This is a genomic window from Rufibacter sp. DG15C (assembly GCF_001577755.1).
Classification (GTDB): domain Bacteria; phylum Bacteroidota; class Bacteroidia; order Cytophagales; family Hymenobacteraceae; genus Nibribacter.
On sequence record NZ_CP010776.1, the window covers coordinates 2747601 to 2769451 of the forward strand.

Annotated in this window: 20 protein-coding genes; 9 read left to right on the plus strand and 11 right to left on the minus strand. The window is 51.2% G+C overall.

What is annotated here, in order from left to right:
• Positions 1 to 159 precede the first annotated feature (159 nt).
• The gene (locus TH61_RS11770) at positions 160 to 1269 is read right to left on the minus strand and encodes an SDR family oxidoreductase (protein WP_082780366.1); all 1110 of its coding nucleotides are present in this window, start codon (positions 1267 to 1269) and stop codon (positions 160 to 162) included.
• A 300-nt stretch (positions 1270 to 1569) separates the two neighbouring features.
• A complete protein-coding gene (locus TH61_RS11775) occupies positions 1570 to 3729 on the minus strand; it encodes a S9 family peptidase (RefSeq protein WP_066509447.1) in 2160 nt (719 codons plus the stop codon).
• 200 nt (positions 3730 to 3929) lie between these two features.
• Between TH61_RS11775 and TH61_RS11780 the strand changes: the two genes are divergently transcribed.
• From TH61_RS11780 to TH61_RS11800, 5 genes are all read left to right on the plus strand, one after another.
• Positions 3930 to 4214 carry an ATP-dependent Clp protease adaptor ClpS gene (locus TH61_RS11780; protein WP_066509450.1) on the plus strand — a complete coding sequence of 95 codons (285 nt, stop codon included), beginning with the start codon at positions 3930 to 3932 and terminating at the stop codon, positions 4212 to 4214.
• A gap of 15 nt (positions 4215 to 4229) precedes the next feature.
• A complete protein-coding gene (gene recR / locus TH61_RS11785; RefSeq protein ID WP_066509452.1) occupies positions 4230 to 4838 on the plus strand; it encodes a recombination mediator RecR in 609 nt (202 codons plus the stop codon).
• 151 nt (positions 4839 to 4989) lie between these two features.
• Positions 4990 to 6894, plus strand: coding sequence for a glycosyltransferase (locus TH61_RS11790; RefSeq protein WP_066509454.1), 1905 nt, complete (start codon positions 4990 to 4992; stop codon positions 6892 to 6894).
• 228 nt (positions 6895 to 7122) lie between these two features.
• Positions 7123 to 8331, plus strand: coding sequence for a pyridoxal phosphate-dependent aminotransferase (locus tag TH61_RS11795; protein ID WP_066512807.1), 1209 nt, complete (start codon positions 7123 to 7125; stop codon positions 8329 to 8331).
• A 96-nt stretch (positions 8332 to 8427) separates the two neighbouring features.
• Positions 8428 to 9447 (plus strand): bifunctional heptose 7-phosphate kinase/heptose 1-phosphate adenyltransferase, encoded by a 1020-nt coding sequence (locus TH61_RS11800; protein ID WP_066509456.1) that lies wholly within the window; start codon positions 8428 to 8430, stop codon positions 9445 to 9447.
• 92 nt (positions 9448 to 9539) lie between these two features.
• Here TH61_RS11800 and hemE read toward each other — a convergent pair whose 3' ends face one another.
• The 3 genes from hemE to TH61_RS11815 form a co-directional block, all read right to left on the minus strand.
• Positions 9540 to 10571 (minus strand): uroporphyrinogen decarboxylase, encoded by a 1032-nt coding sequence (gene hemE / locus TH61_RS11805; RefSeq protein WP_066509458.1) that lies wholly within the window; start codon positions 10569 to 10571, stop codon positions 9540 to 9542.
• 164 nt (positions 10572 to 10735) lie between these two features.
• Positions 10736 to 11353 carry a MarC family protein gene (locus TH61_RS11810; protein ID WP_066509460.1) on the minus strand — a complete coding sequence of 206 codons (618 nt, stop codon included), beginning with the start codon at positions 11351 to 11353 and terminating at the stop codon, positions 10736 to 10738.
• Positions 11354 to 11441: 88 nt separating this feature from the next.
• A complete protein-coding gene (locus tag TH61_RS11815) occupies positions 11442 to 11945 on the minus strand; it encodes a hypothetical protein (protein ID WP_066509462.1) in 504 nt (167 codons plus the stop codon).
• A gap of 179 nt (positions 11946 to 12124) precedes the next feature.
• Between TH61_RS11815 and TH61_RS11820 the strand changes: the two genes are divergently transcribed.
• The 4 genes from TH61_RS11820 (at position 12125) to TH61_RS11835 (ending at position 14979) form a co-directional block, all read left to right on the plus strand.
• Positions 12125 to 13252 carry a 5-(carboxyamino)imidazole ribonucleotide synthase gene (locus TH61_RS11820; protein WP_066509464.1) on the plus strand — a complete coding sequence of 376 codons (1128 nt, stop codon included), beginning with the start codon at positions 12125 to 12127 and terminating at the stop codon, positions 13250 to 13252.
• Positions 13249 to 13776, plus strand: coding sequence for a 5-(carboxyamino)imidazole ribonucleotide mutase (gene purE / locus TH61_RS11825; RefSeq protein WP_066509469.1), 528 nt, complete (start codon positions 13249 to 13251; stop codon positions 13774 to 13776). The genes TH61_RS11820 and purE overlap by 4 nt, the downstream gene beginning before the upstream one ends.
• A gap of 9 nt (positions 13777 to 13785) precedes the next feature.
• The gene (locus TH61_RS11830) at positions 13786 to 14322 is read left to right on the plus strand and encodes a GNAT family N-acetyltransferase (protein ID WP_066509471.1); all 537 of its coding nucleotides are present in this window, start codon (positions 13786 to 13788) and stop codon (positions 14320 to 14322) included.
• Positions 14323 to 14448: 126 nt separating this feature from the next.
• Complete coding sequence (locus tag TH61_RS11835; protein WP_231862211.1) at positions 14449 to 14979, plus strand: histidine phosphatase family protein; 531 nt, start codon at positions 14449 to 14451, stop codon at positions 14977 to 14979.
• A gap of 63 nt (positions 14980 to 15042) precedes the next feature.
• On the opposite strand, the gene TH61_RS11840 is transcribed toward TH61_RS11835, so the two are convergent.
• The 6 genes from TH61_RS11840 to TH61_RS11860 form a co-directional block, all read right to left on the minus strand.
• Positions 15043 to 15663, minus strand: coding sequence for a 3'-5' exonuclease (locus tag TH61_RS11840; protein ID WP_066509477.1), 621 nt, complete (start codon positions 15661 to 15663; stop codon positions 15043 to 15045).
• A 105-nt stretch (positions 15664 to 15768) separates the two neighbouring features.
• Complete coding sequence (gene dnaK, locus TH61_RS11845) at positions 15769 to 17706, minus strand: molecular chaperone DnaK (RefSeq protein WP_066509480.1); 1938 nt, start codon at positions 17704 to 17706, stop codon at positions 15769 to 15771.
• Positions 17707 to 18056: 350 nt separating this feature from the next.
• A complete protein-coding gene (locus TH61_RS18155; protein WP_157600697.1) occupies positions 18057 to 18296 on the minus strand; it encodes a hypothetical protein in 240 nt (79 codons plus the stop codon).
• A 228-nt stretch (positions 18297 to 18524) separates the two neighbouring features.
• Positions 18525 to 19130, minus strand: coding sequence for a pseudouridine synthase (locus tag TH61_RS11850; RefSeq protein WP_082780368.1), 606 nt, complete (start codon positions 19128 to 19130; stop codon positions 18525 to 18527).
• Between the two features lie 100 nt (positions 19131 to 19230).
• Entirely contained in the window at positions 19231 to 19647 is a 417-nt protein-coding gene (locus TH61_RS11855; RefSeq protein WP_066509485.1) for a putative signal transducing protein, read from the minus strand.
• A gap of 30 nt (positions 19648 to 19677) precedes the next feature.
• Entirely contained in the window at positions 19678 to 21771 is a 2094-nt protein-coding gene (locus TH61_RS11860) for a hypothetical protein (RefSeq protein WP_066509488.1), read from the minus strand.
• Positions 21772 to 21851 lie beyond the last annotated feature (80 nt).

Genomic DNA, 21851 nt, shown 5'->3' on the forward strand with positions numbered 1-21851 from the left:
TCTTCAATGTAAAAATCTTAGGCAGAGATACATGGCCATTCGTTTTTGCCTTATTTTCTCCAAAACAGGCCAAAAACGGAAAGTAAGAGTTGGAATGCCGTTCAATAAAAAAGGGCTTCCGCTAGAAAGCAGAAGCCCTTTAAAAAGCAGAATGTCTACTTACCGAAGGGTATTTTGAACATCCTGGGTGTTGATGAATTCTCGGTTTTGAAGATTACTCAAATCATCCAAGTCAGCGTGGTTATAGGATGTTTTTACGCCATTCTTTTTGGAGTTGCTGTTGACCAAAGCCAACACGGCGGCTCCGGCGGCCAAGGCCAAAACGCCCACTTTTACCGGGTTGGTTTTTGCGCGGGTGTACAGACTGGTTTTCATGACGTAGCCATTGTGGTGGCCGCGTATTTCGCCGGCGGTAGAAGGCCGGTGCAAGGAACCGTTTCTGTTGGTGACCGGTCCGTCTTCTAACTGGGCCTCAGACATCATCTTAGCACTCACCCAGTCCATCAAGCCTGGGAAGCGCTTGTTCAAGGCGCTCATCACTTTGGCGCCGCCGCCTACCATGATGTCGCGGTGCGGGTGCGTGGCCGCCTCCAAAATGGCATTGGCTACTTCTTCGGGGGTATATACCGGTGGGGGAAGGGTGAGGGCCTTGTCTGTGTAGTTCTTGGCGTGTTCTGGGTATGGCGTGTCAATACCGGCGGGCTTTATGAGCGTCACCGACACCGGAGCTTTGTCTTCCATCAATTCAATTCGCAAGGCATCTGTAAAGCCTTTCACGGCATGCTTGCTGGCCGCGTACATGCCTTGCAACGGAATAGACACGTCAGACACCTCACTGCCCACGTTGATGATGGCGCCTCCTCTGTTTCTCAGGTGACGGGCGGCGGCTAAAGAGCCATAGACTACGCCCCAGAAATTAGTGTCAAACAGACGGCGGTTGTCTTCATCGGTGACCTCATCCAGACGGCCGTAGATAGAAACCCCTGCATCGTTCACCCAGGTGTCAAACCCTCCGAACTCCCGCATAGCCACGTCCACTATCCATTGTACCTCTACCTGTCTTCCCACGTCTGCCACGCAGTGACGCGCCTCTCCGCCTGCATTTCTAATTTCCCGCTCAATCTGCTCTAGGGCTTCGCGGTTGCGGGCGGCCAAGACAACCTTGGCGCCTTGTTTAGCCGCCGATTTGGCTGTAGCCAAGCCAATGCCGCTAGAAGCGCCTGTGATGACAATTACCTGTTCCTTCAATGGTTTTAATGAAACTCCCATACTTACAATGTTAAATGAGTACTCAAATTCAAGTGATTACCTCATTTCTTACGGGGGCTAATTTCAATTGATACAGAAAAAATGCAAGCTTCACTAAGTTAATTAAATGCCGTTTCGCCTATATAGAAAGCCCTGATTTCTTTAAAAGTTTGGAGGAAGTTGTCAAATTAGGAGGAGGCAAAATTGCTTTCGCCATAGCGGTATCTACAAATAAAAAAGGCGCTCCTAAAGTAGAAGCGCCTTTTTTAATGGCATCTGTTTTTGGCCTGATTTCCAGGAAACATGCCAGAAATGGAAATCCTATTTCAAATGCAAGTCAAAGTACTCAGTGACCTTCTTGTACAGGTGCACACGGTCTTTGCCGCCCACGTTGTGTGGATGACCCGGATACACGAAGTAGTCCAGCAAAACACCCTCGTCCACGGCCTTTTTCAGGAAGGCCTGGCTGTGTTGCCACACCACCACGTCATCTACGGTGCCGTGAATCATGAGCAGCTTGCCTTTCAGGTTTTTGACGTGGTTGAGTAGGTTGGCGTTTTTGTAGCCTTCAGGGTTTTCTTGTGGGGTGTCCATGTAGCGCTCGGTGTACATGACTTCATAGAAGCTCCAGTCAATCACAGGACCGCCGGCCACACCAACTTTGAATATGCCCGGCTGCTTGAGCATCAAAGAAGTGGTCATGAACCCGCCGTAGCTCCAGCCGTGCACGCCCAGACGGTTTTGGTCTACATAGGGCAGTGATTTCAGGTACTTTACGCCTTTCATCTGGTCGCTTACTTCTGCTACGCCAGCGTTCCGGAAAATGGCTTGCTCAAATGCACGTCCTCTGTCTGCCGAGCCCCGGTTGTCTAACGTGAACACAATGTAGCCTTTCTGGGCCATGTATTGCATCCAGAGGTTAGAACCGCCCAACCAGCTGTTGGTAATCATTTGCGCATGCGGACCACCGTACACATACACCACCACCGGGTACTTCTTGCTCTTGTCAAAGTTGGGTGGCGTAATCAGGCGGCAGAACAGGTCGGTTCCGTCTTCGGCTTTGATGGGGAAGACAGTGGTCTCGCCTAAAGCGTAATCCTTTAGCGGGTCTGGCGCGGTCAACAGGGTCTTAGCTACTTTGTCCTTGTCCGTGTCCAGAATTCTAATGGTGCGCGGCGTAACTGGGCTGCTGTAGTTGTCAATGAAGTAATCCGCCTTCGGGCTGAGGGTCACGTTGTGCACGCCGCTGCCCTGGGTCATGCGGCCAATGCGTCCGCCGCCAGATAATTCCACAGAGTAGAGGTGGCGCTCCAAGGGGCTTTCAGCGGTGGCGGTATAGTAGACTTCTTTGCCGTTCGGGTTGAAGCCCACAATAGTTTTGACAATGAAGTCGCCTTGGGTCAATTGACTGATGAGCTTGCCGCTGGTGTTGTAGAGGTACAGGTGGTCATAGCCATCGCGCTCAGAGAACCATACAAACTGGTCTGGCTTGCCGGGCACAAAATACATTCCGCGTTCCGGCTCAATCCACTTGTCGTTCTTCTCTTCAAATAAAGTTTTCACAAAGGCACCGGTAACGGCGTCATACTGGTTCAGCCACATCTGGTTCTGCGCACGGTTAACCACGGCTACATAAATGTGCTTCTCGTCAGGGCTCCAGGTGATGTTGGTCAGGTACTGCTCGGCGGGCTCGCCGGTTTTCAAGAACACGGTTTTGCCAGAGGCCACGTTGTAAACGCCCACGGTCACATGATGGCTCTTGCCGCCGGCCATAGGGTATTTAATGTTATTGAGCGTAGCCGGCACCGTGCTAATGTCCACCAACGGGTAGTCGGTGACCATGGTCTGATCCATGCGGTAATACGCCAAGCCGTTGCCACTCGGGCTCCAGAAGATGCCTTTGGTGATACCAAACTCCGAGCGGTGCGCCGCCTGACCGTTTACAATAGCCTCGTTGGTGTCCTGGGTAATTTGCTTGTTCTCCGTGCCGGGCTGGGAAAGGAACAGGTTGTTGCCTTTAGTGAAGGCCGAGCGCTGTTTGTTAGGCGCGAAATCCACATTCTCCGCGGCCGCATCCATGGCGTAGAATTTTTGCGCCGTTTTGGTTTGCATGTTAAAGCGGTACAGCTGGCCTTTTTGGTTAATGAATACCTCATTGCTGTTCAGCCACTGTAAGCCATTTACGGTGGAGATTTTGCTTCCGCCGGCTTTCTCTATGGCACTGCTCACTTCTGCGGCAGTCAAGATGGTCTTGGCGTTGTCCTTGATGCCGCCGCGCAGGAGTTGGTCGTTTTTGTCAGAAACGTAGCTATACTCATCGGTTCCCGGCACCCACGTAAGCTGACGCAGGTTGGCAGGGTTCAGGCTGGGATTGAGGAAGGCGTCCTCCATGGTGAGCTGCTTGTTCTGGGCCAGCGTGGGTAGGACCAGAAGGGCGGCAAACCACAACAAAGAGAGTTTTTTGAGTGTTGGTTGGTACATGTCTTGGGTAGAATTAAATACTGGTTTCCTCCGGTAAAGTGCCTGCGGCGTAAGAGGATTAGTAAGTGCTTAACTGGTCAAAAATAAGTCCAAAGTATTGGTTTTTCAGGAACAACGGGCATTTTTTATCTGTTTTACTTTTGCTGAGGCCCACAAAGGTTGTGCTTCTTTAACTCAGGTCTACTATGTAACTTTGCGTTATGGACATTTTAACTGAAATTCTGGAGCAGGAAGACGTATTGGTGCTGGAGGAAGAGACCACCGACCTACGTGAACTGGTGGTGTTCAATGACGACGTCAATACGTTTGACCACGTCATCAACACCTTGGTGCAGGTGTGTCGCCACTCGCAGGAGCAGGCAGAACAGTGTACCATGCTTATCCATTACAAAGGAAAGTGCACCGTCAAGCTGGGTTCTTTCACAGAGCTACAGTCCATGTGCACGGCCATCCATGACCGGGGTATCTCAGCGGATATTGTTTAAACCTGAACTGACTGGATGAATTTTCCCTCTAAGCTAATTGAGAACGCGGTAGAGGAGCTGGCCAAGTTGCCAGGCGTGGGTAAGAAAACTGCCCTGCGTTTGGTGTTGCACCTGCTCAAAGCCGAAACCGAAGATACGAAAAGCCTCTCTGAAGCCTTGGTGCGCATGCGTACGGGCATCAGGTACTGCAAGACCTGCCACAACATCTCTGACCAGGACGTGTGCGGCATCTGCGCCAACCCCTTGCGCGACCGCTCGCTGCTCTGCGTAGTGAGTGACATGCGTGACGTGATTGCCATTGAGAACACGTCCCAGTACAAAGGCGTGTACCACGTGCTGGGCGGCGTCATTTCTCCTTTGGAAGGCATCGGCCCGGCAGATTTGAAGATACAGTCCTTGGTGGAGCGTCTCCCGTCCTCGGGAGTGAAAGAGATTATCTTGGCCCTGAGCCCGACTATGGAAGGAGACACGACTTCTTTCTACCTGACGCGCAAGCTCAAGGACTTTCCTGCCCGCATCTCCAGCATTGCCCGTGGCGTGCCGGTAGGCGGAGAACTGGAGTACACCGATGAGATTACGCTGGGTAGAAGCATTCTGGACCGGACGGCCTACAGCCAAGTCTAGGCGTTTTTTGCCTCTTTTTCTAGAAAACACCCCAAAAACGATAGAAGAGCAGGGACGCAAGTTCCTGCTTTTTTTGTGCCCTGGCAGGACGGTAGTATGCCGGCCTTTTGGTAAATTTCTGGATATTTGTTTTTTGCTAACGCCTCTGGGTTTGAAAGACCTCTCCGTCATTATTGTTAACTACAACGTCAGCTACTTTCTGGAGCAGTGCCTGCTGTCCGTCAGAAAAGCGGTGAAAGGCCTCAACGCTGAGGTCTTTGTAGTAGACAACAACTCTGTAGACGGATCTGTGGAGATGGTGCATCGCCGTTTCCCCGAGGTGATTCTCTTTGCCAACCAAGACAACTTGGGTTTCTCCAAGGCCAACAACCAGGCCATTCGGCTAGCGCAGGGCAAATACGTGCTACTCCTTAATCCAGACACGGTGGTGGAGGAAGACACGTTTGTGCGCTGCTTTCAATACATGGAACAGCACCCGCAGGCCGGCGCGCTGGGCGTGAAGATGATGGACGGGGCCGGTAAGTTTCTACCAGAATCCAAGCGCGGACTTCCTACGCCATGGGTGGCCTTCAGCAAGGTGTTCGGCTTGGCAGCGCTCTTTCCAAAATCTGCCTTGTTCAATCAATACCACTTGGGCCACTTGGCGCATGATAAAACTCACGAGATAGACATCCTGGCGGGTGCCTTTATGTTCATGCGCACAGAGGCCCTGCAGAAAGTGGGCTTGCTGGACGAGACCTTTTTCATGTACGGCGAGGATATTGACCTTTCGTATAGAATCAAGCAAGGTGGCTATCAGGTTGTCTATTTCCCGGAGACGCGCATCATCCATTACAAAGGAGAAAGCACGCGCAAGACCAGCGTGAACTACGTGTTCATGTTCTACCGCGCCATGATGATCTTCGCCGAAAAGCATTTCAGCGGTCGGCAGGCTAAGGTATATTCTTTCTTGATTCGGCTGGCCATTTACCTGCGCGCTCTTTTGTCTATTACGGCAAGAGGGGTGAAGGCCCTATTGCCTTTGTTGGTGGACGGCTTGTGTTTGGGAGTTGGGCTGTATGCTGGGGCCGAGATACTGGACATCACCATGCCGGCGCTTCAATCCAAAACCTGGGTCATCTACTTTGCTGTATGGTTGGGTGCGGCGCTGTTCAGTGGAGCCTATGACCCGCCTACCAGGTTGTACCGATTGGTTCGCGGTATGTTGGTGGGCAGTATTTTGATTATGGCCTTCTCTAATGTCACTACCGCGGGTCTTGAGCACAAAAAACATTTGCTCATGGGCGTTCTGGTTGGCTTGGCGGGAATGACCAGTTGGCGCTTGTTCTGGCATTGGACCCAGTATGGCCACTGGCGGTTCGGGGAGCCGAAGGTGAAGCGTATTGCCGTGGTGGGCAGTCAGAAAGAAGTGAAACGTGCCGCTACCTTGTTAAAACAGGCGGGCGCGCATGCCCCAGTGGCTCAGTTTGAACCCCAACACACCGCTCATGACTTGCAGCAGATCAAGGAAGTGATTCAGATACATCGCATCAACGAGGTCATCTTCTGCGGCAAGGATTTGGCCGTCTCCCAGATCATAGAATGGATGGTGCAGATCCATAACAGCTCCCTGGAGTTTAAGATACTGCCGGAGAACAGCGCCTACATCATTGGCAGTTCGTCTAAAAATACGCGCGGCGACTACTACGCCCTGCACATTGAGGTGAACCTGCTCAACCCGTACCACCTGCGCAATAAGATGGTCCTCAACTCGTTGATGAGTCTGGGGCTGTTGGCGCTGTCACCTGTTTTGGTTTGGCAGATTCCGGAGAAGCAACAGTTCTTTAAAAACTGCCTGGCGTGCCTGGTGGGGATTTATGAATGGGTGGGCTTAAAGGCCACGGCCACCTCAGACACCCGGCCCAGCGTCCTGTCACCCATAGACCAGGGCAAGAAAGCCATCATGGACGAGGCCACCGCCCGCCAGATGGAAGTGGTGTACGCCAAGGACTACACCGCCTGGACGGACCTTTCCATTGTGCTTAGAAACCTGTCGAGTCTGGGCCGCTCGGTATAGCCTCGTTTTTGGGGTATTTCGCAGAAAACAGGCCAAAAACGGCTTGCGTGCCCTTTCCCTTACAACCATTTGCTTGCCTAACTAAAAAGTAATCTGATAAAAAGCAGGAGGGGGCGGCAAATCAGCGTATTTTTGCGTAGAATTGACTTCTGCAAAAGCAATGGTCTAGTGGCTTGGCTTCTGTGGCAAAAAATTTATTTTTGGACATCCATTAATGCCCCTTTTGGAATGATAACAACTGACTATACCCACCTTTCTGACCGTATCACGTCGCTTTCTGAATCGCAGACCATTGCTATGGCCAAAAAAGCCCGCGAGCTGGCCGCTAAAGGCGTGGACGTGATTAACCTAAGCTTCGGGGAACCTGATTTCCAGACGCCGCAGTACATCAAAGACGCCGCCAAAAAGGCCATTGATGACGGGTATACGTTCTATACACCCGTGGCCGGTTACCCAGACTTGCGCAAAGCCATTGTAGAGAAGTTGAGAAGAGACAACGGCTTGGAGTATGGTCCAGAAAACATTGTGGTGTCTACAGGCGCCAAGCAATCCATTGCCAACGCCGTTTTGTGTCTAGTAAACCCTGGAGATGAAGTGGTGATCTTCTCGCCGTACTGGGTGAGCTATGAAGAGGTAGTGAAACTGGCCGAAGGCATTCCCGTGCCGGTGATGGGCGCCTTGGAAAACAACTACAAAGTAACCGCCCAGCAGTTTGAGGACGCCATCACATCTAATACCAAGCTGGTTATGTATTCTTCGCCGTGCAATCCAACCGGGTCTGTGTTTACCGAAGAAGAGTTAGCTTCGTTTGCCGCCATCTTGGAGAGACATCCGCAGGTGTACGTGATTGCTGATGAGATTTACGAATATATCAACTTTACCGGCAAGCACCACAGTCTGGCCTCTTTTGCCTCGGTGAAAGACCGCGTGGTGACCGTGAACGGCTTCTCTAAAGGCTATGCCATGACCGGCTGGCGCGTGGGCTACATTGCCGCCAGCAAAGAAATAGCAGATGCCTGTGACAAGATGCAGAGCCAGATCACCAGCGGTACCTGTTCCATTGCCCAGAAAGCGGCGGTAGGCGCCCTGGAGGGTGGTAGAGCCTCAGCAGAGGAAATGACCACCGCTTATCTGCGTCGTAGAGACCTGGTGTTGGAGTTGATGAAAGACATCCCAGGCTTTAAGACCTATATCCCAGAAGGAGCTTTCTATATCTTCCCAGACGTGAGTTATTACTTTGGCAAGCAGACTGGTGAATATGAAATCAACAACGCCAATGATTTGGCCATGTATCTGCTCAATGATGCGCACGTGTCGTTGGTAGACGGAGCCGCTTTTGGCGCGCCACAGTGCATTCGCTTCTCCTTTGCCGCCTCAGACGCCAAGTTGATAGAAGCTCTGGAGCGCATCAAAGCAAGTCTGGCCAAATTGGCCTAAACCATTTTATGAAATTCATCATCCGCAAGACACAGGACATCTCAGCCATTTGAGAAAATCCTGTGTCTTGCGTCTTATATCTTGTGTCTCTTTTAAATGTCTGACAACAGTACCTTAACGTCTATTTTTGAGCGCTTCCGGCAATTGCAGGTGCTGGTGGTGGGAGACGTCATGATAGATGCCTATCTCTGGGGGAAGTCCTCACGCCTATCACCAGAAGCTCCTGTTCCCATTGTGAACCGGCTAAAAGTAGAACAGCGTTTGGGCGGGGCCGCCAACGTAGCCTTGAACGTGCAAAGCCTGGGTGCCACGCCACTTTTGTGCTCAGTAGTAGGGGACGATATGGAAGGCGCGGCGTTGGTGCGTCTCCTTTTGGAACAAAAACAGACCGATGCGGGCATTGTCCTCAGCCCAGAACGCCCTACTACTGTCAAGCAGCGCATCATCTCTGGTGGTCAGCAACTGTTGCGCATTGACTCTGAAGTAGAAACAGACCTGACGCCCTCTGAGCATCAGCACCTGGTGGAGCGCTTTGCCAAACTGCTGGACAAGGCAGACGTGGTCATCTTTGAGGACTACGACAAGGGCGTGCTCAGCACCGAGGTAATCCAGGAATTGCTGGCTCTCGCCAAGGCGAAAGGCGTGCCCACCGTGGTGGACCCTAAGAAGAAGAACTTTCTGTCCTATACCGGCTGCACGCTGTTCAAGCCCAACCTCAAAGAACTAAAGGAAGGCCTAAAGGTTGATTTTACGGACAGTCACCATGAGGCATTTGAGGCGGCGGTCAATCAGCTGCAGGAACGGATGAGCGTGGAGAATGTGCTGGTGACTTTGTCAGAGCGGGGCGTCTTCTGCCAGAATGAAACCGGTGATAAAACCTACCTGGATGCCCACATCAGAGCTATTTCTGATGTCTCAGGCGCCGGAGACACGGTGGTGAGCATTGCCGCCTTATGCATGGCCTTGGGCTTGCCGTTGCCCGCCTTGGCAGAACTAGCAAACTTGGGCGGCGGTCTAGTTTGTGAGCATGTGGGCGTGGTCCCAATTGACGCCGACCTACTGCTGTTAGAGGCCAGAAAATCCCCGGTGCTTAAAAAATACCTAGCCGAGGCCTAGACCTCATTCGTTTTATAAAATGAAACGGCCTGCCCCTTGTTGAGAGGCAGGCCGTTTTTATGCTGTTTTCTGGAAATCAGGTCAAAAACGTATTAGCGCTGGCTGTATTCTTTCACGGTCTGGATAAAGCATTTCACCTTCTCAGGGTCAGTGTCTGGGTACACGCCGTGGCCCAAGTTGGCAATGTGGCGGTCTCCTCCAAAGGCGTCCAGCATTTTCTTGGTTTCGCGCTCCACGCCCGCAAAGTCATTGTACAAGGCACATGGGTCCAAGTTACCTTGCAATGTTTTGTTGTCGCCAATAATCTGGCGGGTTTCCTGTACGTTCATGTTCCAGTCAAGGCCAATCACCTGGCAGTCCAGCTGGGCAAAATCTGCCATGGCAAAGAAAGCACCTTTGGCAAACACCGTCACCGGCACGTTAGGTAAGGCCTTGCAAATCTCAGAGATGTAGCGATACGAGAACTCTTTGTAATGCGCAGGCGGCAAAATACCGGCCCATGAGTCAAAGATCTGGATCAAGTCGGCGCCGGCTTCTACCTGGGCTTGTAAATAGGCGATGGTAGTGGCGGTGATTTTCTGAAGAAGGGTATGAGACAATTCTGGCGCCTCATACAGCATCTTGCGGGCATGCGAGAAGGTCTTGGAACCGCTGCCTTCCACCATGTAGGCAAAGATGGTCCAAGGCGCACCGGCAAACCCGATCAAAGGTACGCGACCGTTTAACTCACGCTTGGTGACTTTGATAGCATCCAAGACATAACCTAAGTGTTCATGTGGATCAGCTACGCGCATTGACGCTACATCGGCGGCCGTTTTCACGGTCTTCGGGAAGATGGGTCCGCGCTTTTCTATCATCTCATAGGTACAGCCCATAGCTTCTGGCACTACCAGAATGTCTGAGAAGATGATGGCCGCGTCCACGTCCAGCAAATCTACCGGTTGAATGGTTACTTCGGCGGCCAGTTCTGGCGTTTCCACCAGTTCCTTAAAGCCCGAAAGGCGTTCTCTTACGGCTCTATATTCTGGTAAAATACGTCCTGCCTGGCGCATAAGCCACACAGGAGTGCGTTCTGTAGGCTGCCCAAGCGCGGCGCGCAGCAGCAAGTCATTCTTCAATTGCATAGCACAAAGATACGTAAAAGCCTCACTTTAGACATGTGGCATTTGTAAAGGAGAATCAGAAATTTAAATAGAGGTATGTTCTATCTCCAGTGGTTGAAGATTTGAAAAGAGCATAGAATGTAAAGTTTATATAAAAATAATTATATTGTTGTTATTGTTATAAATTATTTAAATAGTGCAATTAACGCGGTAATAATAAAGCTTACTCCAAGCGACAGCACAATAAAGCCCATTATTTTAGAAAGCGCTGCTAAACCGGCTTTCCCCATGAAAACCATCAACTTAGGAGAGAAAAGAAGGACCACATACGTCATTAACCCCATGAGCGCAATGGCTAGGATGGTCAGACCCATATCCAGAAAAGACAAGGATTCTGTGTACAAGCTTATGACCACCGCAATGGAGCCTGGGCCGGAAAGTAGCGGCATGGCCAACGGCGTGAAGGAAATGTCTTCCTTCTCTAAGCCTTCCTCTACCACGTCTTTTGATATTTTTTTATTTTCCTCTGGCTTGGAGTTGAGCAGTTCAAAGCCTGCCCGCATGATCATGATACCGCCGGCAATGCGCAGATCATGAATGCGTAACCCAAAGAAATCCAGGACTGCTTGTCCTGCCAGAAAGAACACCGCCAGGATAAGCACCATGTATAGGCAGGCGCGTCTGGCTAATTGCGCGCGGCGCTCGGGGTTGTCTCCTTGGGTAAGAGTCAGGAAAACGGGCATGGCCCCAAACGGATTGATGACAGAGAAGAGGGCAGAGAAAGTGGCTAAAAGTATTTCCATACGGTACCGCTTACGCAAATCTGAAGAAAGCGCTACAGTAGGCGCAGGTTACATAAAAAAAGGCTGGCATCATGCCAGCCTTTGGTTCTTATAAGAAAAAGCTGAAGAAGGCGGCACGCATGGTGCCAAAGAATCCTTTAGAAGGAGGGTTGGCTTGTGCAAGTGTCCTGTTTTGCCTCCCAATGCGGGCTTGTTGTTTGCTCTGTAAGCGTTGTACGGCCAATACCAACCAGTTTTTAGCGGTGGCGTTGCGTTCCACAATGCCTAGGATGCCTGGGTGCCATAAGTCTAGAATCTGTCTGCCTTCTAGGGTGGCGGTCATCACAAAGAAGTGGGTTCGTTCCTGTTGGGCTAATAAAAGTCGTAATAAAGCGGTGTCAGGTGAAAAGTTTAAGCACTCACGTCCGCCAAAAACTATAATTTCACGTGTAGAATTTCGGACAAGGTTTAATTGGCGTTCAAACTCCAGGTAAGTGTAAGGGACTACGTCAAGGGTTTTGGTGAATTGACTCTGCCTGTTGAGGGACTGTCTTACAGAATATGAGTACTCTTGGTCATCTTCTACAAGAATCAGGCGGTAAGATGCTGACATAGGGTTTGGTAAAGGTTTGGCTTATAATATATTGGGTATGGTATATAGGCACGAAGTTCACCTTTTAGACGAATGCTATTCTATCTACTCGATGAACCCCATTGTTTTCACGGTTAAATGTAATTTATTACCGTTGAATATTCGCAATAATTAATTTAAAAAAGTCTAATATTTGTTAGATGAAAAACTGTAAGCTTGGAATTTTAGGAGGCGGTCAATTAGGCAGAATGCTGTTGCAGGCAGGCCTTGACTTTAACCTATACACGTTGGTTCTGGACCCAGATGAATACGCTCCCTGCCGGTATTTATGTGAGGAGTTTGTGCACGGCGACTTCAAGGACTATGAGACAGTGCTGGCCTTTGGCAAGCGCTGTGACGTGCTCACCATTGAGATTGAACACGTGAACGTAGAGGCCCTGTTTGAGCTGGAAGCCGCCGGCGTGAAGGTTTATCCTAAGCCTTCCTCTATCAAAACCATCCAGGACAAAGGCTTGCAGAAAGAATTCTTCGCGCAGAATGCGGTGCCGTCCGCGGCATTCAGATTGCTGCAGAGCAAAGAAGAACTGGCAGCCAACCAGGATTTCTTACCAGCATTCCAGAAGTTGAGAAAGGGTGGGTATGACGGAAATGGGGTGGTAAGAATCACTTCTCCAGCGGATAAGGCCAAAGCCTTTGACGGCCCTACCGTGCTAGAAAAGCTTGTCAACTTTGACAAGGAAATTTCTGTCATCTGCGCCCGCAATACCCACGGCGAGGTAAAAGCATTTCCGGTGGTGGAACAGGTCATGCACCCAGAACATAACTTGGTAGACTATCTACTAGCCCCCGCCCAGATCAGCTATAAGTTGCAGCGCATGGCCATTGAAATTGCCACGCACGTCACCACTGCCCTAGACATGGTGGGCCTGTTAGCCGTAGAGATGTTTGTGACCCCAGACGGCCAGATTCTAGTAAACGAGGTAGCGCCCAGGCCGCACAACAGTGGCCACCATACCATGAAAGCCAATGCCACGTCACAGTTTGAGCAGCATTTGCGCGCCATCCTTGGCTTGCCTTTGGGTGATACAGAACCGCACTGCCCTGCAGTTTTGGTGAATGTTCTAGGCGAGGCCGGGTATTCTGGCGAGGCCGTCTATGAAGGCTTGGAGGAGGTCTTGCAGGAGCCTGGTGTTTACTTACACCTGTATGGTAAGAAATTTACCAGGCCGTACCGTAAAATGGGGCATTTGACCGTGTTGGCGCCCACCGTGGAAGAAGTAAAACAGAAAGCAGATACTATTAAGAACCGCTTAAAGATAATAGCATGAACCCAACACCTGAGAAGAACGGACCGCAGATAGGCATCATCATGGGAAGCCAGTCAGACCTGAAAGTAATGGACGGCGCCCCCGACATTCTGGAGCAGCTAGGCATTCCCTTTGAAATCACCATTGTGTCTGCGCACCGTACACCGCACCGCATGATTGAATACGCAGAGAACGCCCGTAAAAAAGGCCTTAAGGTGATCATTGCCGGCGCTGGCGGGGCCGCTCACTTACCAGGCATGGTGGCTGCCTTGACTACCCTGCCCGTGATTGGCGTGCCCGTGAAATCCAGTAACTCTATTGACGGCTGGGATTCAATCTTGTCAATTCTGCAGATGCCCACCGGCGTTCCCGTAGCCACTGTGGCCTTGAATGGCGCTGCCAACGCGGGCCTTCTGGCTGCCCAGATTTTGGGAACCTCTAACGCCGTGATTGCGGACGCTTTGGAGAAATACCGGACCACGCAACGGGAGAAGGTGATGCGCTCTGTAGAGCAACTGCACCGCGGCGACATTGACGTGGACTAACCAGTAGCCTTGCTCAGTTTCCAAAACATACCAAGCATTGCCACGCCCGAGTTCGCTCAGGCGTGGCAATTGTATGAAGAAGCCTTCCCCGCAGAAGAGAGGCGGTCCAGCCACCAACAACTAGAGTTGTTTCAGATACCAGAATATGCCTTTAAGATAGTTCTTCAAGAAGAAGAATTGATAGGCTTGCTGGGAATTTGGTCGTTGGCAGAGTTTAGTTTTCTAGAGCATTTCGCGATAGGTCAGCACCTTCGCGGTAGGGGGCTGGGAAAGGCGATCATCAACTTTCTAAAAGAATCACATCTGTCACCCATCATTTTAGAAGTAGAGCCACCAACAACCACCCTGTCTCAGTGCCGAATCTCGTTTTACCAACAGCTAGGCTTTTGCCTTAATTCTTTTCCCTACCAACAACCGCCTTACAGTTCAGACAAACCATGGGTGCCTTTACAACTCATGTCTTTCCCTGCGTCACTTTCCCAAGAAGCGTTTACCCAAATTAGGTCTCGCTTGTACCAAACGGTGTATCAAGTTCAACCCAGCTAACCGTTTTTAGCCTACTTTCTAGGAAACAGCCCAAAACCGAAGACAACCTTTTAACCATCGTTAACAGTATGGGAAAGAATGATGGCAGGAGTTCAACATATCTATTTGATTCGGCATGCCAGACCTATGGTCAACAAATCCGGCTTTTTCTCCAAGCAACAGGCTGCGCAGTACCTGCAAGACTACAACCTAGCCGAGGTAGAACAAATCATTGAGCGCAGTGAGCACCTGCCCATTGGCCGCATCAAAAAAGTGTTTTGTAGTACGCTTCCCCGTTCCAAGGCCACGGCTATCCAGTTGTTTGGCAATGATGTTGAGTTGGTAGAAGACTCTACTTTTAGAGAATTTGAGAACCGGATTTGGGGATTACCCTTGGGGAAGTTTCCTTTACTTTGGTGGCAGGTGACTTCTCGGGCGCTATGGATGATGGGCCTAACACATAAAGAGATAGAAAGCTTCAAAACTGCCAGAAAACGGGCCTCCCAAGCCGCAGACCATTTAGTCAATGAGGCGCAGGCTTCTGGGTTAGCCGTGTTGGTAGCCCACGGTTTTCTAAATGAGTTCATCAAGCGGGCCCTGAAGCGGCGCGGCTGGCGCGTAACCATTGACGGCGGAAGAGGATTTGTAGGCGTTACCCAATTGGAGAAAACTGCATAGCAGTTTTGGCGTGTTTCCTGGAAAATAGGCTAAAAACGAAATTTCAACCCCTGTCTACTTTTCTTAAAATGGAAATGCCTTCTTGGGCTTAGGCGCTTTTCGCACTGACGATGCCGTGTAGCCTCCGTCAAACAACCTGCCATAGTTGATTTTGAGTTTCTCTGCCAGCTCGTCCTGGTGACCGCAATGGGTATGCTCCAAAGCTCTAAGCGTGAGTTCTGCGCAGGCGTAAGAATCTGCGGCCGCGCGGTGATGTTTGAACTCAATGCCATGCCGGTTGCAGAGTGATTTCAAGTCATATTTGGGTAAGCCCTGCCAGACCTGTTTAGAGAATTGCACACTGCAGGCATAGTGTAGATCTGGAAAAGACAGGCTATACGTATTCAAGGTGGCTCTGAGCACGCTCATGTCAAAGCTGGCATTGTGGGCAATGACCAATTGGTTTTGCAACAGTGGTTGCAACTCGCGCCAAACTCCGTCAAACTCAGGGCTGTTTTTGACGTCTTGCGGCTTGATGCCATGAATGGCAATGTTCCAACTGTTGAAGTAGGGATAAGACTTAGGTTTGATGAGCCAGGCTTGCGTGCCAACAATTTTGCCGTTCTGCACAAAGGTCAATCCAATCTCACAAGGGCTGTCACGGTCTGCGGTGGCCGTCTCAAAGTCAAGGGTGATGAAATTCATGGAGTAAAGTTACAGAACTCTTACCAAGGTATCCGAAAAGGAATGGAAACAAAAAAAAGCCCCACCGCAAAACGGAGGGGCTTTCTCAACTAAACCTATTTTAAATTACTTAACTTCTTCGTAGTCTACGTCTGTTACGGTGTCTGCATTGTTAGAAGACTGACCGTTGCCACCAGCGTTGCCGCCTGGTTGACCACCTTCAAATCCTCCGTCAGCACCAGGCTGTCCGGCACCGCCGGTAGCGGCGTACATCTCCTGGCTGGCGGCTTGCCATGCGTTGTTGATGTTGATCATGGCGCTGTCAATGGCGGCCAAGTCCTTAGACTCGTGCGCTTTCTTCAGGTCAGCCAGAGCACCCTCAATGGCAGTCTTATTACCAGCAGAAAGTTTCTCACCGTACTCGCTCAGCTGTTTCTCCGTCTGGAAAATCATAGAGTCTGCTTGGTTTACTTTTTCTACCTGCTCTTTGGCCTGACGGTCAGACTCAGCGTTGGCTTCAGCCTCTTTACGCATTCTCTCGATTTCCTCTTCTGATAAGCCAGAAGAAGCCTCGATGCGAATTTTCTGCTCTTTGCCGGTGCCTTTGTCTTTGGCAGACACGTGCAGGATACCGTTGGCGTCAATGTCAAAGGTCACCTCAATCTGCGGAACGCCGCGTTGCGCTGGAGGCAGATCTGACAAGTGGAAACGACCGATGGTGCGGTTGTCCTTTGCCATAGGGCGCTCACCTTGTAACACGTGAATCTCTACGCTTGGCTGGTTGTCAGAAGCGGTGGAGAACACCTCAGATTTTTTGGTTGGGATGGTGGTGTTAGACTCAATCAACTTGGTCATCACGCCACCCATGGTCTCAATACCCAAAGAAAGAGGCGTTACGTCTAGCAAAAGAACGTCTTTCACTTCACCGGTCAATACACCACCCTGGATAGCGGCACCAATGGCTACTACCTCATCTGGGTTTACACCCTTAGACGGCTTCTTACCGAAGAACTTCTCAACTTCCTCCTGGATTCTTGGGATACGGGTGGATCCACCTACCAAGATTACTTCGTCAATGTCTGATGGCTGAAGACCTGCGTCCTGCAACGCCTTTCTAACAGGCTCCATAGAACGACGAATCAATGAATCTGCCAACTGCTCAAACTTAGCTCTGGTCAGTTTACGCACCAAGTGCTTAGGACCAGTCTGCGTAGCCGTGATATACGGCAAGTTGATCTCGGTTTCAGAAGACGAAGACAACTCAATTTTAGCTTTCTCAGCGGCTTCTTTCAAACGCTGAAGCGCCATTGGGTCTGTGCGCAAGTCCATGTTCTCCTCGGCCTTGAACTCATCTGCCAACCAGGCAATAATCACTTGGTCAAAGTCGTCACCACCCAGGTGCGTGTCACCGTTGGTAGACAATACTTCAAACACCCCGTCACCTAGCTCTAGTACAGAGATATCAAAAGTACCACCACCTAAGTCATACACGGCAATCTTCTGATCGGCGTGTTTCTTGTCCAGACCGTAGGCCAAAGCGGCAGCGGTAGGTTCGTTGATGATACGCTTCACGTCCAGACCGGCAATCTGTCCGGCTTCTTTAGTAGCCTGACGCTGAGCATCGTTGAAGTAGGCAGGCACCGTGATCACTGCCTCAGTCACCGTGGTGCCCAGGTAGTCTTCGGCGGTCTGCTTCATTTTCTGCAACACCATGGCAGAGATCTCTTGCGGCGTGTACTCACGGTCGCCAATCTTTACGCGTACGGTGTTGTTGCTACCAGACTGCACGTTGTAGGACACGTGCTGCGTTTCCTCTTTCACTTCAGAGAAACCGCGGCCCATGAAACGCTTGATGGACGCGATGGTATTTTGTGGGTTGGTGATGGCTTGACGCTTAGCAGGATCTCCCACTTTACGCTCACCGTTCCCGTTGTCCAGGAATGCCACGATGGACGGAGTAGTCCGGCGGCCTTCGCTGTTAGGGATTACCACTGGTTCGTTCCCTTCCATTACGGCCACGCACGAGTTGGTAGTACCTAAGTCAATGCCTATTATTTTTCCCATTGTCTATAGTTTTATATTGTAGTTCCTTGATTAAACTTGTTTTGCTTCTAAGTAACAAGACCTATGCCAAGGCCTTTTTCCATGCCATTTGTGACACAATGTCATTTTTGGCGGAAGTTAAAAGTTTGTCTATACGAATATTCGGCAGAGAGTGTCAGGGTGGGGTGCGATTTTGGCTTGTTTTCTGGGAAGTAGGTGAAAAACGGTTTCAAGTAGTTCGCTGGTTCTAGTGTTCTCACTAACGAATTAGAACTGACTTTCTTGATGCGATATCTTGTGTACGCCATTGGCTTTCCCAAAGAAAGACTTCTCTTCCGGAGCGCAGTCACAGCTCTGTTTCATGGTTTCTGCTAAGCGCTCACGGCCGCGGGGCCTCGTCCCGGCCCTTCGCACTGCTGTTGTACTCTGGGCCTGTGGGGCCCCGCCCTGCCGGGCGACGAAACAACAGAGGCGCTCAGGACCAGGACTGGTTTGGGTTCCAGTTCTGTAATGGCCTGATGGTGGGTTTGTTGCTTGTAGGCAAATTCGGGTACTGTCGCTGCAGAGACATGCGTACTCCGCACGGTTTTCACCTGCTGGCACGTGGCCATGGTTCAAGTCTGCGACTTGGGCCCATGATGGAGGCAGTTTGCAACTGCCTCGAAACACTTGCTTCAACCTGCGCATTGCGTCCCCCTTTGAAGGGGGTTGGGGGATGACGAAGGCTATGTCTGGTTAGAACTGCCAGTACTCAAAAGCCTTCATTGCGTCCGGTAGGCTATGAGAGGTCTGCGTCAACGGTCATTTTTGGCCTATTTTGTGGAAAACGGGCAAAAATGCTATCGCTTTCTAAAATGGGGTTGATAGGGTGCTTTGGGTTTGGCGAAAAGTTGGAGTTGTTTCACTTCGTCTGGGGTGAGGGAGCGGGACTCACCGGGTTGCAGGTCGTTTAGGGTAAGTTTGCCAATGGCTACTCTCACCAAGCGCAAAGTAGGATGGCCTACGGCGGCGGTCATCTTGCGCACCTGGCGGTTCATGCCTTGGCTTATTTTGATCTCTATCCAAGAGGTGGGGATGTTGGCCCTGAACCGAATGGGCTTGGAGCGCTCCCAGAAGTTGACTTCACCTAACAATTTGGCTTTGGCGGGACTGGTTTTCTTGCCTTGGATGAGGACGCCTTTGCGTAATTGTTCCAAGGATTCTTCGGTGGGCGTGCCTTCTACTTGCACCCAGTAGGTTTTCTCAATCTTGAACTTGGGGTCAGAGAGGCGGTGCTGCAGTTGCTTGTCATCGGTGAGCAGGACCAAGCCTTCAGAGTCGTAGTCCAGGCGTCCGACGGGATAGATGTTGGGCACTGGCACGAAGTCCTTCAGGGTCTGGCGGCCATTTTCATCGGTGAATTGGGTTAGGACTTCAAAGGGCTTATTGAGGAGAAAATACTGCAAAGCGATGGATGGGTAAGGTGATTTCTGTGATACGTAAAGTAGGAATGATTCGTCGTTTTTGGTTTGTTTCCCAGAAATCAGGCTAAAAACGGCGGCGCGGCTATTTCTGGAAAACGTGGTGGCACTGCCCGCAGGTGTATTTGTCCTTAGACAAAAGCGGCAGGCTGAACGTGACCAAGGCCAGCAGGAAGCCAAAAAAAGACTTCAGGTTGTCTGTGGGCCCGTAGGAATAGGAGATGTTCTCAGAGCCGCATTGGGGACAGGTGATGACCTCGTTCTGCTCATTGGTGTACGGCTGGTCCTGTAGGCCGTTCAATACCGCCTCAGCATGAGCGCGATCGCTTTCCAGGGTTTTGAGTTTGATGCCGCCCACTGAGATGTTGTAGAGCGGATTCAGGGACATTACGTTTTCATCAAAAAGAAACGCCAGAATGCCTTCGCTCTCCAGCTTGTTCTTAGCCAGGTGTGCGTCAATGGCACTGGAGTAAGTGGTGACGGTAACTAGTTCATCTTTCATATCAGGGGATTTTTGAAAGGACAGTAGATTTTACAGCTTCCCATAGAACCTTCTGAGCGCCCACTCAGAGAGGGCAATGCCCAGAATCAAAAAGTAAAACCAGAGCTGCTCCATCAGGTCCTTTTCTTCGTCCTTGCTTCTAAGGATGGTCTTGAAGTTGGCGTCTGTCAAATCCTTTTCCAGCTGTGCCAACTGGGCCGGGTAGTAGAGCCTGGTTTGAGAACGCTGGGCCAACTGATCCAGCAAGGTATGATTGGCCAAGGAAGAAAGCGCTTCCAATTGTTGCTGCTCTATTATGAATTCGCCGCTGTCACGGTACAGCTTGTTTTCTACCTGGGCACTGGCCGAAAATCTGTACACGCCCGCGGGCAGAGCGCCCAAACGAAGGCCTTCGCCACCCTGTACGTGCTCAAATTGATGCTGCGTTTTCTTGCCGCCTTCATGGGTAAGCGTCAGGGACACTTTCTGCCCGAAGATTTCTTCCTGCACCGCGTTGAAGGCATCTGCCTGGATGACGGGTTCCTCGGTGACGCCCACCACATCTTTAACCGGGTACACGTGCAGTCGTTTCTGGTCTCTTCGGTTGGCCAACAGTTGCACCACGTGCGTCATGAGGCCGTCGTAAATCTGCGGAATGCCATGGTCGGCGGCCTCGGTCAGGCGCCATTGCCAGCTGCCGTCCGTGAGCAGCACCGCGCCAGGAACCGGCGCCGACGACTTGTACACCAACAGCGGTTTGGACGTGCGCACCGTGCCCACCTGTTGGTGCAGGATAACCTCAGTGCCGGCGCTCAAACTCCAATTCCCGAAGGGCACGAACGCAGGCGGCCAGGCCGGAATTCTGGTTTTGGCCAGCGGTTCTGTGGAGAACCGTTGAAATCTGGCGTTGAGCAAGGGCTGCACCTCGTCATACTGACCCACCGCCCCCGGAAACTGCACACCCGCCTGCAGTGCGTTAAAGGCTGCCATATTGGTTTGCGCGCCCAGCACGTAGAACGTAGGCACTTTGCCAGCCCGCAACTGGCGCAGCCAGTCGTTGCCGCTGCCGCTCAGGCTAGGGATCTGGTGCAGGACCGCTGCGTCATACTTTTCTTTAAACTTAGGCGTCTGAAACGGTCCCAGTACCACCTCCACGTTCAGCAGCGGATTGGTAGCTAGCGCTGAGCGCAAGGCTTTGATGTCTGGGTGCGGCGCGGCGGCGGCGAGCAGGATATTCAGCTTGCCTTTCACCACCTCTAGATAGGCATGGCGGCGGTTGTTCACTTGGGTGAACTCCTTGGCCAACGGCTGCACCACCACTTCATAATGCTTCTTGCCCAGTTGCGAGGTAGACAATTGAAAGGTGGTTTCTGTTCTTCCAGAGCGGGGCAGGGTGAGGTTTTTGCGGAGGAGCGTTTTGCCGTTTTCCTGTAAAAGCACTGTGGCGTTGGTGCCTGTGTAACCGCTGTGTTGCACGCTTACCTTGATAGGAAAGGAGGTGCCGGAGTAGTTGATTTTGTTGTACTCCACGTCAGCCAGCAGCACGTCCTTCTTGGGGATGGTGTCACCCAGAGCCACCGGGAAGATTTTGCCTTTATAGAATTGGTAGGTAGGCGTGGGCCCCAGGTTGTGTACCCCGTCAGATACTAACACGGTGGCTACCAAATTCTCTTGACCGTAGGCCTTGTCAGATTGGTCCAGTAGGTCGTGCAGATTGGTGGTGGAGGCTGAGAAGGAAGTCTTCGGCAAGGCCACGTTTTCAATGGAATCATTAGCCGTCAAGGTTTGCACCTCTACTCGCAGGCCTTTGCCCCGCAAGCGTTCCGCCAATCCTTCTAAGCCTTGTAAGGTCTGGGTCAATATCGGCGCCGAAGTGAACAGCTTTACTGACTGCGAGTTGTCTACGGCCAGGACAACGGTGGGCTTGAGTTCTTCTTGTTTAATGATGCGCGTGTACGGCTCCAGTAAGAGAAAGCTGATCAAGGTAATGAGCAAGGCCCGTAAAGCGGCCAGTACCCATTTGATGCCCCTCGGCCAGGGACCGCTATCCCCGCGGTACAGATACCACGCCGCTGCTATGCCCAGCGCCAGGCAAAGCAGAAAGTACCAGGGAGAGTAAACGGTGTGTAATTGGAACGTGGGCACAAGCAGAAAATTAGCGCAACTCTATCATTTAGCAAGATAGAACAAGTTCTATACAACGCATAAGACTTTTCTGTTGAACT